The organism is Dyadobacter sp. CY327 (assembly GCF_021390415.1).
In the GTDB taxonomy this organism is placed as follows: domain Bacteria; phylum Bacteroidota; class Bacteroidia; order Cytophagales; family Spirosomataceae; genus Dyadobacter; species Dyadobacter chenhuakuii.
Genome location: NZ_JAJUXJ010000004.1, coordinates 188,398 through 200,510 on the forward strand (window position 1 = coordinate 188,398; position 12,113 = coordinate 200,510).

10 protein-coding genes are annotated in these 12,113 nt (G+C 46.4%); 4 read left to right on the top strand and 6 right to left on the bottom strand.

Annotated elements, in window-relative coordinates:
* Positions 1-2: 2 nt before the first annotated feature.
* Entirely contained in the window at positions 3-1,070 is a 1,068-nt protein-coding gene (recA, locus tag LZG74_RS12390) for a recombinase RecA (protein ID WP_026631583.1), read from the bottom strand.
* A gap of 339 nt (positions 1,071-1,409) precedes the next feature.
* Here recA and LZG74_RS12395 point away from each other — a divergent pair, with 339 nt between their 5' ends.
* The gene (locus tag LZG74_RS12395; RefSeq protein WP_233796893.1) at positions 1,410-2,474 is read left to right on the top strand and encodes an aminopeptidase; all 1,065 of its coding nucleotides are present in this window, start codon (positions 1,410-1,412) and stop codon (positions 2,472-2,474) included.
* 13 nt (positions 2,475-2,487) lie between these two features.
* Positions 2,488-3,294 (top strand): DUF3108 domain-containing protein, encoded by an 807-nt coding sequence (locus LZG74_RS12400; RefSeq protein WP_026631585.1) that lies wholly within the window; start codon positions 2,488-2,490, stop codon positions 3,292-3,294.
* Here LZG74_RS12400 and LZG74_RS12405 read toward each other — a convergent pair.
* Both LZG74_RS12405 and dnaA read right to left on the bottom strand, forming a co-directional pair.
* On the bottom strand, positions 3,269-4,273 hold the full coding sequence (locus tag LZG74_RS12405) for a hypothetical protein (protein WP_233796894.1): 1,005 nt from the start codon (positions 4,271-4,273) through the stop codon (positions 3,269-3,271). The genes LZG74_RS12400 and LZG74_RS12405 overlap by 26 nt on opposite strands.
* Before the next feature lie 50 nt (positions 4,274-4,323).
* The gene (gene dnaA, locus LZG74_RS12410; protein ID WP_233796895.1) at positions 4,324-5,751 is read right to left on the bottom strand and encodes a chromosomal replication initiator protein DnaA; all 1,428 of its coding nucleotides are present in this window, start codon (positions 5,749-5,751) and stop codon (positions 4,324-4,326) included.
* A gap of 259 nt (positions 5,752-6,010) precedes the next feature.
* Here dnaA and LZG74_RS12415 point away from each other — a divergent pair, with 259 nt between their 5' ends.
* Entirely contained in the window at positions 6,011-7,201 is a 1,191-nt protein-coding gene (locus LZG74_RS12415) for a methylmalonyl-CoA mutase family protein (RefSeq protein ID WP_233796896.1), read from the top strand.
* Positions 7,198-9,342, top strand: coding sequence for a methylmalonyl-CoA mutase (gene scpA / locus LZG74_RS12420; RefSeq protein WP_233796897.1), 2,145 nt, complete (start codon positions 7,198-7,200; stop codon positions 9,340-9,342). The genes LZG74_RS12415 and scpA overlap by 4 nt, the downstream gene beginning before the upstream one ends.
* 5 nt (positions 9,343-9,347) lie before the next feature.
* Here the strand turns inward: scpA and LZG74_RS12425 are convergent, their stop codons facing one another.
* Genes LZG74_RS12425 through LZG74_RS12435 form a run of 3 tightly spaced genes read right to left on the bottom strand, consistent with a single transcriptional unit; the run spans position 9,348 to position 12,113 of the window.
* Positions 9,348-10,544 (bottom strand): beta-ketoacyl-[acyl-carrier-protein] synthase family protein, encoded by a 1,197-nt coding sequence (locus LZG74_RS12425; RefSeq protein ID WP_233796898.1) that lies wholly within the window; start codon positions 10,542-10,544, stop codon positions 9,348-9,350.
* 2 nt (positions 10,545-10,546) lie between these two features.
* A complete protein-coding gene (locus LZG74_RS12430) occupies positions 10,547-10,813 on the bottom strand; it encodes a phosphopantetheine-binding protein (protein ID WP_233796899.1) in 267 nt (88 codons plus the stop codon).
* 22 nt (positions 10,814-10,835) lie between these two features.
* Entirely contained in the window at positions 10,836-12,113 is a 1,278-nt protein-coding gene (locus LZG74_RS12435; RefSeq protein WP_233796900.1) for an ABC transporter permease, read from the bottom strand.

Genomic DNA, 12,113 nt, shown 5'->3' on the forward strand with positions numbered 1-12,113 from the left:
CATTAAAGCGGAGCGCCTTCGTCTACAACATTAGGTTCGCTCGTGTCAATCAGCGCATCCGGCTCGTTGTTGACCTTCGCGCGAACTTTCGCTTCCAGTTCATCCATTAACTCGGGATTGTCCTTAATAAGGGCTTTCACGGCGTCACGGCCCTGTCCAAGACGGTTACCGTCGTAGCTAAACCATGAACCTGCTTTTTTAACGATATCCAGCTCAACTGCAAGGTCGATGATCTCTCCTACTTTGGAAATTCCTTCGCCATACATAATATCAAATTCCACAACTTTGAAAGGTGGCGCAACTTTGTTTTTCACCACTTTCACACGTGTACGGTTACCCAGGATCTGGTCAGCGCTTTCTTTGATCTGACCCACACGACGGATATCCAAACGCACAGAAGCATAGTATTTCAATGCATTACCACCCGTTGTAGTCTCAGGGTTACCAAACATTACGCCGATCTTCTCACGCAACTGGTTAATGAAAATACAGCAGCATCCGGTTTTGTTGATTACACCCGTAAGCTTACGTAATGCCTGAGACATCAAACGGGCCTGTAAACCCATTTTACTATCACCCATTTCACCTTCAAGCTCAGCGCGCGGCACGAGTGCTGCAACAGAGTCAATAACGATGATATCCACAGCACCGCTGCTGATCAGGTGTTCTGCGATTTCCAATGCCTGCTCACCGCTGTCTGGCTGTGAGATCAGCAAGTTGCTTGTATCAATGCCTAATTTCTCAGCATAGGACCTGTCGAATGCGTGCTCAGCATCAATGAACGCTGCAAGTCCGCCCTTTTTCTGAGCCTCGGCAATGCAGTGCATTGATAACGTTGTCTTACCGGAAGATTCCGGTCCGTAGATTTCCACGACACGGCCACGCGGAACGCCTCCTACTCCAAGTGCCAGGTCCAGCCCCAGCGAACCTGTTGAAATAACAGGAATATCCAAAACCTTACTGTCGCTCAGGCGCATTACTGTGCCTTTTCCGTAGGTTTTGTCCAGCTTTTCGAGCGTGGTTTGTAGTGCTTTCAGTTTGTTGTCTTTATCAGTGGTTGGTTGTGCCATAAAAACGGTTACAATAATTTAGTTTGTTCATAAAAAAGCGGCTTCTGATTCCAAAAACCGCTAGATACTTGGTCTTTTTGTTGTGTAAAAATACCAAATTCCAAGCAAAAATCCAACGGGTTTTTCTTTTAAAAATATAATTTCAGGCATGATAAATACAGATAATATCAAGCGGATTTTACAACTTAGGACATTGAATTATTCTGCGTCGCGAATCATTTACCCACCGGCTTTTTGGCAGGATAAACGGTGAATAATTAATGGCCCATTTCTATAATTTTGCAGCGCAAGGATCTGTTGTAGAGATTCATTCCGCCTTCTTACTTAATTACCGCGTTTGTGTTTAAAAAGATTTTTATTGCCATCATAGTGCTTTGCGTCCTTGCAGGGATTTATTATCGTGATCTGCTCAGCTATGGCTGGATGCAGGCTTCCGGTCAGGTAAAGATCCTTATGAATGTGGAGGAAGTAACCGACGTGCTCGCCGATCCTTCATTCCCCGATTCGCTTAAAGCAAGGATCCGGCTGATTGAGGAAATCAAAAAATTCGGCGTCGATTCACTCGGGCTGACGCCTTCAAAAAACTACACAACGTTCTATAATCAGCATGGAAAACCATTGATCTGGCTCATTACCGCATCAGAGAAATATAAGATTGAGCCATACAAATGGCATTTTCCTATCATTGGTAGTTTTCCTTACAAAGGTTTTTTTGATTCCACACGTGCGGTGATCGAGGAGCGTGAACTGATCAAGCAGGGCCTGGATACGGATATCGGAGATGTCTCGGCGTGGTCTACACTGGGTTACCTGAAAGACCCTATTTTATCGAGCATGCTGAACCGACGGGTGGGAAGTCTTGCTAATCTGATCCTGCATGAACTCACGCATGGAACACTTTTTGTGAAAAATAATCTGGAACTGAATGAGAACCTGGCCAGTTTTATCGGCGACCAGGGCGCTATCCGCTTTTTGAAGTTCAAGTATGGTCTGGATTCACCGGAATTACGTACATACGAATATTCAAAAAAGTACAATGATGCCTATTCGCGGCACATGCTCAGGGGAATAGGCCGGTTGGATAGTCTCTATAAGACGTTCGGGACAAACCCCGTCGCCAGCGCGCATTACGATTCTTTGAAGACGGCGCTCATTGCCAACATCTTTGAAGACGCAGATACACTGCTTTCGGGGAAACGGACGTTAACAAACAAAAATCGTGGGGCGCCGGGCCGCCGGGCGGGCCGCTGGCCTGACGGGAAGTTACCGAATAATGCATATTTCATCAGTTATCAGACTTATAAGTCGAAACAGGACATTTTTAAAATTGAGTTTGAACAAAAATTTGGAGGAAATATCAAGAAATACCTGACCTATTTGAAAGAAAAATATCCCTCTCTATAATTACCGTTTTAGCATGAAGAGATCGTACATCGTTATAATTGCTTTAATCACCTTTTCGCTTTTTTTCTCATTTCGGCAGTTTGAAGAGCAGGCAGCTCAGAACAGGGTTATCAATAACAAGAGCTTTGGGACGGGCGAAAGGGTCGAATACAGAGTGCATTACGGGTTTATCAATGCTGCCGAAGCCAAAGTAGAAGTAGGTAAGTCGGTTTCCATGATTAACAACCGGCCCTGCTACCGGGTCAATGTGTCGGGACGTACAGTAGGCGCGTTCGACCTCATTTCACGGGTGCGCGACACGTGGAGGTCATACATTGACACAACGGCGATCCTGCCGCATATGTTTGAGCGTCAGATCCAGGAAAACAAATATCGCAAGGACGAGCGCGTCATGTTCAACCACCACAGGGACCAGGCCGTCGCAAGTGTGAAGGACGAGACCAAAACCTACAATGTCCCCAACAACATTCATGACATTATCAGCGGCTATTTTTATCTGAGAACGATCAATTTCGAACGCATTTCCGAAGGCGAAGTCATTGAAGTTCCCACATTTTTCGACGGGGAGGTTTATAAGCTGCGCGTTCGTTATGTGGGAAAAGATGTGATCAAAACCAAATATGGCAAAACCAAAGTGCTCAGGATCAACCCCCTGATTCCTGACAATAAGTTTTTCAAAGGAGAAGGCGCTATGAAATTGTGGGTTTCTGATGATTCTAATAAGATTCCATTGAAAGTTGAAGTGGAACTGAAAATCGGATCTTTGGAGATGGATTTGAAATCATATAAAGGGCTCAAAAAAGACCTTGTCTGGTTCTGAAAAAGCGCTTCCGCCATTCCTGGAAGTGCTTTAAGGGAAACCAAAGCTCATTCCGGCTAATGGCATAAAATGAAACCGGAAAACTTCCGAAGCTAACGTAAAATTGGGCAATGGAACCAACCTCCGGACTTTCGAAGTCGAAGATCAGCGTTTCATCTTGGATGAAACGAAGATAGCGATCCAGCATGAGCGTCCGCGCATTGCCTTTCCTTCCTTTCTGATCCGCTGCATTAAAAAGATAAATTGCTCTTCCTCCAAACCTTACAATGAGTATTCCTGCATGGATATGTCCCGCATGAATATGGTCATTGGATACGCCATAATATAACTCCGCCTGTTGCCTGGCCTTTAAGACGTTAAAAAGTGCCTCCAAACGATTAAATGCATCCGGGTCAATTCCGCCGGGAATGCACGCTGTTTGATTTTCCTTAAATAATTTGATCAATGGCTGAATGTCCGTACTTCTCTGCACCTGCCAGTTATAACCCTTACTACGCACTAAATTCCGCTTTCTGTCTTTGGAATAGCCCGCATCCAGTTGTTGGAGATCACCTTTCAAGTGAAGCCAGTACGTATGCTTTTGTGAAAAATTAAAATCCGGAAAAGTATGAGCTAATGCAGATAACCTGATTGAATTCTCTGGATTGAATTGATAAGATGCTATGTAGGAGAATTCTTTTGAAACAACCCGAAGGAATGATTCCAACTGCAATCCAGAAAGTGGCTTTAAGGAGAATAAACCCAGATATTGGCAAAAAATAGGCTGATAAACTACTTGGAAACCCCATTTCCTGCGAATGGGAACCGGCATGACAATGTCCGGATGCTGAATATTGGGCCAAACAAGCGCCTTCCAGCTTTCGCAGACCGTGTCGAGATAGTAAGTTTGAGCGTAAATGACACATTGAAGGGATTCGCGAATGTGTTCATTCCATTTTGCGTCACAGATCTGCGCGCGTTCGATCAGTAAGGGCGTCATCTTGTTTTTCAGGTTTAAAATAAGTTTTCAAACCCTTTAGACGCCATTTGTTATTTAAAGTAACTGCGTAATTTTTGCAGCGTTTCTTCCACGTCTGGGGTTTCGCCCATCAGCAGGTTAATGCTTTGAATAGAGTGAATTACCGTGCTGTGGTCACGGCCACCGAAATGATAACCAATTGATTTCAAAGGCAGATCCGTATATTCTTTGGCCAGGAACATGGCTAATTGACGTGGGTAAACGACTTCTTTTTTCCGGCTTTTGCTTTTCAGGTCCGCAATCGTAACCTGGAAAAAGTCGGCAATCACCTCTTGAATTGTATCAATGGTCACCTCTTTATCCTCGTTCATTACAATGTTCCGCAATGTATTTTTGGCCAGCTCCACGTCTATTTCCCGGCGTGTCAGCGAAGCCTGGGCCATCAGGGAAACGATCACACCTTCCAGTTCACGCACATTGGAATTCACGCTGTGCGCAATGTATTCGATCACATCATAATCGATCGAAATTCCTTCGGATTGGATCTTCTTTTGAATAATGGCGATACGCGTCTCGAAGTCAGGCGTTTGCAAATCGGCTGTCAATCCCCATTTAAAACGGGACAATAACCTGTCCTGCAAGCCTTGCAGCTCGCGCGGCGGCCGGTCACTGGTCATAATGATCTGCTTGCCTAGCTGGTGCAGATGATTAAATATATGGAAGAATGTATCCTGCGTTTTTTCCTTTCCCGACAAAAACTGAACGTCATCAATCGCCAGCACATCCACCTTCATGTAAAAATCGGTAAAGTCCTGTAACGTGTTGTTTTTAATGGAATTAATAAACTGATTGGTAAACTTTTCGGAAGACACATATAACACCAGCTTGTTGTCAAAGTGGTTCATAATGTAATTTCCGATGGCTTGCACAAGGTGCGTTTTGCCCAGCCCTACCCCGCCGTACATCATCAGCGGATTAAATGACGTGAGTCCCGGCCGCTGCGCCACGGCAAATCCCGCAGACCGCGCCAGACGGTTGCAATCGCCTTCAATGAAATTATCAAACGAGTAATTCGGATTCAGGTAAGTGTCCAGGTTCATGGAATCGTGGTCCTTATCCCGGTGATTGGAACCCAGCCTTGGGTCCGTTACAAAATTATCCGGCTTGGAAGAATTCGGAGACTTGGGCGTAGAAACGTTCATCGTAAGTGGCTGATGCTTATCATTGCCTTTGTCTACGATAATGGAATACTCCAACAAACCATCCCTCCCGATCGCGTAATCCAGTGCTTTCCTTAAAAGATTGACATAATTATCTTCCAGCCATTCATAGAAAAACTGGCTTGGAACCTGAATCGTAAGCACTTTACCGTAAAGTTTTAAAGGCCGTATCGGTTCAAACCACGTCTTAAAACTTTGATCCGGAATATGCTGCTGAATCACTCTCAGGCAGGCATCCCAGATCTGGTCTACTTCTCTATGTGTGCTAACTCTTTCCAATGTATAAGTTGAGGAATTCAGAATGTCGAAATTTAAAAGGACGGCAAAGATATAAAAATACCTGATCTCTGCAGATTAAAACCAAGGTTCAATTTAATACCCGGGCGGGCTATCTGCAAACCCACAAAATAAAATCGCATGACTTTATGTTCCTGATCCGCCGAAGGGACGGTTTGCCCCGACAACTGAAAAAGTAACTTCAAATTTGTAGCTTTGTTAGCAAGCGAAAATCGCTCACTTCCACCTTATCCGTCAAGAAATGGCTGTCCTTAACTTCTCAGAATTCAGCCCTTCCGATAAAAACGCCTGGGAACAACGGGCTGACAAAGAATTGAAAGGAAGGCTTAAAACATTATCTGATTGGACAATCGGGGCTGATCTGCATATGCAACCTTATGTGACGCGATCGGAAATTGCTCCTGAAAAAATGGCGTCTATGCAGGCTTGTCAGAAAAAAACACCAGGCTGGCAAAACTTGCCTATGGTGAAATTCTCAGAACCGCGCGCAACCAATGCAGCCATGAAGCATGCCCTGGAAAACGGCGCAGATGCGATTATGCTGGACCTCAGAAATGCCAGCATAGCACATTGTGAATTCCCGAAATTGCTTCACGGAATCCGGCTAAGCGACACCGCTATTTATTTTCAAACACAGGAAAATGCTGCGGACGTTTTCAAGGAAATATCCAAAAACGCCGGTTATTATTTCAAAGGCGGCATCGCATTCGACCCGGTCGCCCACCAGATGCGCACGGGAAAATCAATTGGTAACAGCATTGACGCTATTGTTTCTGTTCTAAACCAAAGCCGGAATATGCGGGAATTTCGGGCATATATGGTTGAGGGTCATTTCTTTCACAATAATGGCGCGACACCAGTGCAGGAACTGGCCATGCTGATTTCGGCCACTGTCAATTACCTGGATCTGCTTACAGACAAAGGGATTTCACCATTAACAGCCTTCAACCGCGCCCTTTTCACCATTTCCATCGGCACCAACTTCCTTTCGGAGATCGCCAAATTGAGAGCATTCCGGTCTTTATTACGAAAAATTTCAAACGCCTATCAACTGCCTGCTGAGCTTTGCACGCCATTTATACAAGCGCAAACCTCAACATTTAATGATGCCGCATCCGAGCCTTACACCAATATGATCCGCTCTGCCTCCGAGGCCATGAGCGCAGTAATGGGTGGATGCAATGCGCTGACAGTGAGGCCATACGATGAATCAACCAACAAGCAAAGTGACTTTTCAGCACGGATTGCGCGCAATGTATCCTCCATTCTTGCCCACGAAAGTGCATTGGCGTATGTTGCGGATCCGGCGGCGGGCTCATACATGCTCGAAAAAATGTCCCTGGATATGGCCGCCAGGGCCTGGGAGCTGTTTTTGGAAATGGAAGAATCGGGAGGTTCTCGAACATCCGTGTTAACCGCATCAAAGCCATGAAACCGGATTTCAGGAACATTCAGACGACCCATCATAACGAATCCGCTCAACCAGAGGAACGGGCTGGCAAACCTGTGTTTACCTCAGAAGGAATCAGATTGAAAAGCATTTATAGCCAAAATGATCTCGAAGACGCCGAACATTTAGCATTCGAAGCCGGAATTCCACCGTTCGTACGTGGGCCTTATGCGAGCATGTATCTGGAACGACCGTGGACAATCCGTCAATATGCCGGCTTTTCGACTGCTTCGGATTCCAATGCATTTTATAAGCGCAACCTGGCCGCTGGCCAGAAAGGCCTTTCTGTTGCATTCGATCTGGCCACGCATCGAGGATATGATTCGGATCATCCGCGTGTCACCGGCGATGTGGGCAAAGCAGGTGTTGCGATTGATACGGTGGAGGATATGAAAATGCTTTTTGACCAAATTCCGCTGGATCAAATGTCGGTTTCCATGACCATGAATGGGGCTGTTATTCCGGTTATGGCCTTTTTTATTGTGGCTGGGGAAGAACAGGGCATTAAGCCTGAGTTGTTGTCAGGAACCATTCAGAACGACATTTTGAAGGAATTCATGGTCCGGAACACCTACATTTATCCCCCAGCGCCTTCCATGCGGATTGTGGGCGATATTTTTGCCTATACTTCGCGTTTTATGCCAAAGTTTAATTCCATCAGCATCAGCGGCTATCACATGCATGAAGCTGGCGCACCGGCGCACATTGAGCTTGCCTATACGCTCGCAGACGGATTGGAATACATCAGGACCGGGCTGAACGCTGGCATCGCGATTGATGATTTTGCACCCAGGCTGTCATTTTTCTGGGGCATAGGGATGAATCATTTCATGGAAATTGCCAAGATGCGTGCGGGACGGCTGCTTTGGTCAAAAATTGTAAATCAGTTTAATCCCAAAAATGAAAAATCGCTGGCACTAAGGACACATTGCCAAACGAGTGGTTACAGCCTTACCGAACAGGATCCGTATAACAATGTTACCCGGACAACGATTGAAGCCATGGCCGCCGTCATGGGGCACACGCAATCGCTGCATACCAACTCGCTCGACGAAGCCATGGCGCTTCCCACCGACTTCTCTGCCCGCATTGCGCGCAATACACAGCTTTTTATTCAGCACGAAACGGATCTTTGCAAGGCCGTGGATCCGTGGGGCGGCTCCTATTATGTCGAAGATCTGACAAAAGAGCTCGCAGAAAAAGCATGGCAGCTGATTGAGGAAGTGGAAAAACTCGGCGGCATGACCAAAGCCATAGAAACCGGACTGCCAAAGATGCGGATCGAAGAAGCAGCGGCAAAAAAGCAGGCCCGCATTGATTCGGGCAAGGACATTATTGTCGGGGTTAATAAATTCAAAACAGAAAGCAAGGAGACATTTGACATTTTACAGATTGATAACCAGGCAGTTCGGCTGTCGCAGATCGCTTCTTTGATTAAAATAAAAGAGGAACGCGATTCGCAGGCAGTTGCATTGGCGCTGAATGCTATCACGGAAGCCTGCAAGCAAAAGGGCGGCAAGGACATGTCTGTAAATTTGTTGGCGCTGGCCGTCGAGGCGGCGCGCAAAAGGGCTACATTGGGTGAAATTTCTGATGCGATGGAAAAGGAATTCGGACGTTATAAATCAACCATCCGGTCTGTTTCGGGTGTTTATCAGGCAGAAGCTTCGGATGATGAAAATTTCCGCGCAGCGCTGCAATTGTCTGATCAGTTTGCGGAAATGGATGGCCGGCGTGCACGGATATTGGTTGCAAAGATGGGCCAGGACGGCCATGACCGCGGGGCCAAAGTGATTGCAACGAGCTTCGCCGACCTCGGCTTTGACGTGGACATTGGCCCGCTCTTCCAGACGCCCCAAGAAGTCGCCAAACAAGCAGCAGAAAATGATGTCCATGTAATCGGCGCATCGAGTCTGGCAGCAGGTCACAAAACACTTATCCCGGAACTCATCGCCGAGCTTAAAAACATTGGCCGGGAAGACATTATGGTGATTGCCGGTGGCGTTATTCCGGCGCAGGATTATCAGTTTCTTTATGATGCGGGTGTTAAAGGCATTTTCGGCCCCGGAACCATTATCTCAATTGCCGCACAAAAGATCCTGAAAGAGCTCATGCAATCCTAGGACGCTTAATTTACGCTTCCAAAAACCAGGGAAGTGCAATTCCCTCCGAAGCCAAACGAGTTGGAAAGCGCATAGGCCACTTTTTTATCCTGAATCAATGCAGCCACCGGTTGCGCCTTGTGTGAGCTCATGGCTGTTTCCACATGTAAACTCGGGAAAATCTCATCGTGGACGATGCTTAATATGCTGAAAATCGCCTCCACTGCACCAGCCGCTCCCAATGTATGCCCCGTGTAAGATTTGGTAGAGTTAAAAGGCGGAATTTCTTCGAATAACCGCGACATTCCGGTTAACTCAACTTCATCATTGTTGGGCGTCCCCGTTCCGTGGGCATTAATGTAGTCGATGCGATTGAAGCCAATCCCTGCGGATTCGATGGCTTCACGCATGGAGAGCATGGCGCCTATGGCATCGTCGGACATGGCCGACGGGTGATGCGCATCATTTGCATTGCCATATCCGGCGACTTCCGCATAAACGCGTTTATCACCAACGACGTCCTCCGCTTCCAGCACAAGATAAGCCGCCGCTTCTCCCAGATTTAGCCCATCCCGGTTTTCATCGAATGGCTTACACGCGGAAGCAGATAAGATTTTAAGCGAATTGAAACCATTAACCGTGTATTTGGCAAGACTATCCACGCCGCCGACAATAACCCTTTTTGCCCGTCCGGACCGGATCAGTCGCGCGCCCATTAAAATGGCATTGGCAGATGACGAACAGGCTGTGTTAATGGTGTCGGAAAAGCCTCTGATGTTATACTTTTCGAGTAAGGTAATGGTGTGCGCTGCGCAATTGTATGATTCCAGATATTCCGATCCGCTCGTTTTCAGATTGGCATCTTCATAGAGCTGATCAGTGAGGCACATTCCGCCGACTGTCGTTGCGGAGATGAATGCTGTATCAAAAGATGAAAGCTGGTCTGCGGAAAGACTAGCGTCTTTAATTGCTTCGTCGAATGCCTTGGTAGCAAGCAAATCGGTGCGCGTGTAACCTACGCTATCCTGCAAACCGAGCAGTTCCTTCAGTCGTTCGTTGCTGCATGCAATTTCGCCAAAAGGAAGCAATGCGGCATAGCGGGAATCAAAATGTGCTGCGGCGGTTATGCCCGTTTTTCCCTGACGCAAACTGGCGTGGTTCTCCGAAAGGTTTTCACCAATGGCTGATATAATGCCCATTCCGGTCACCAACACCTTTTTCATATTCAGGCCGTTTTTGTATTTGCTAAAATGTATTCAGCCATGTGGTTTACATCCACAAGGATTTTTCTTCCCTCGGCAGGGTTAGTGATTTTGATCCCGTACTCTCTTTCAAGAAGCACGACCAGTTCCAGCGAGTCAATTGAATCCAGGCCCAGGTCGCCTCCGAAAAGGGGTTCGTCATCCTTAATGTCCTGCGGATTAATGTCAAGTAAATTCAAATATTGTACAATCTGACCTTTAATGACGGGTTTTAAACTTTCTATGTCCATAATTTCTTTTCTGAATTCAAACTTAAATAATTCTTTCCATCCTAAGCTTAAAATAAGTGGCAAGTTGACAAAGCAGGATAAATATCCCTAAAAAGGCGAAGACATTTTTGAGCTCCTGCCAGCTTCCGCCTTTGAGGAAAAGAATGTAGAAACCTTCCAGGCACCAGTGCAGAGGTGAAAAGTTGCTGGCAAACTGCATAAAACCAGGCATAACGAATGTAGGCACCAGTATTCCGCCTATTGCCCCGAAAATAATAATGGAAATCGCTCCGAAACCATTTGCCTGCTGCTCGGTCCGTGCATAGGCGCCGATCATTAATGCATAACTCACGGCGGCCATGCTGCTGATCAGGATCACACAGGCGAATGCAAAAATGTTAGTAGGAATGGTTAGTTTGGGAAGCCCGAGCTCGGGAAGGATCCATATTCCCATGGAAAATGTCAATGCTACCTGCACCACTGCTACCAGCACGTAAATGGCCATTTTACTAAACATCACCAACATGAATGTCGTAGGCATGGTTTTCAGTCGCAGAAAACTGCCGTTAATGCGCTCTTTTACAATGTTACTGCCCAGCGAGACGACCATAAAAAACATCGCAAAAATCGTCCAGGCAGGCACATTATGCTGTGTAGAATTGGGAATAGCCGTCGAGTTATTGTTGCTGGCCACGATCTGATTGATCTTAACCCGGTTGGAGATCATTTTCTTTTTCAACTCTTCCGACTGTCCACCCAGGTCCATCGTTGAGTACATCCGGTCGATCATCAGCGAATTTTCAATAACACTCATGTAGGATTGAATAATGCCCATGACCGAAAAGCTGTAATTCTCCTGCAAAACCGGGTCATTATAGAAGGAAAGCGTCGGCATCGACACCTTCTCCGTGTTAATTGAATCACGTTCCAGCCCCAGATCGTCCATCAGAATGTTACTTACATCGGCTGCATTGCTTTCAAGCCCCGAGGAAAATGTTTTAGGAATGTATAACCCGATCAATTTTCCTCTTGATAGCAATTCGGATTTCAACGACTTTTCAGGAACTGCATCCTGCGAATCGATCTCGAAAAGGCCGGATTTTTTGAGAAGGTCAACAAGCTTATCACCTTCCTTACCCGCGTCGTGATTGACCACGAGCAGCGGGATCTGGTTCTCATTCACCATTTTATACGCACTGTCCTGGATAATGGTAATGATAAATACCAGCAGCAGCGGCATCAAAAACATCAGCGCCAGGCCAACCTTGTCGTTGATCAGCAGCAGATATTCTTTGCGTAATGATGAAAAAACCTTGAACAT

Excerpts from the sequence above, each read along its gene's own strand:
- LZG74_RS12425 (WP_233796898.1), bottom strand. The coding sequence starts at position 10,544 with ATGAAAAAGGTGTTGGTGACCGGAATGGGCATTATATCAGCCATTGGT.
- LZG74_RS12435 (WP_233796900.1), bottom strand. The coding sequence starts at position 12,113 with ATGTTCAAGGTTTTTTCATCATTACGCAAAGAATATCTGCTGCTGATC.
- LZG74_RS12430 (WP_233796899.1), bottom strand. The coding sequence starts at position 10,813 with ATGGACATAGAAAGTTTAAAACCCGTCATTAAAGGTCAGATTGTACAA.
- recA (WP_026631583.1), bottom strand. The coding sequence starts at position 1,070 with ATGGCACAACCAACCACTGATAAAGACAACAAACTGAAAGCACTACAA.
- LZG74_RS12415 (WP_233796896.1), top strand. The coding sequence starts at position 6,011 with ATGGCTGTCCTTAACTTCTCAGAATTCAGCCCTTCCGATAAAAACGCC.
- LZG74_RS12400 (WP_026631585.1), top strand. The coding sequence starts at position 2,488 with ATGAAGAGATCGTACATCGTTATAATTGCTTTAATCACCTTTTCGCTT.
- scpA (WP_233796897.1), top strand. The coding sequence starts at position 7,198 with ATGAAACCGGATTTCAGGAACATTCAGACGACCCATCATAACGAATCC.
- LZG74_RS12405 (WP_233796894.1), bottom strand. The coding sequence starts at position 4,273 with ATGACGCCCTTACTGATCGAACGCGCGCAGATCTGTGACGCAAAATGG.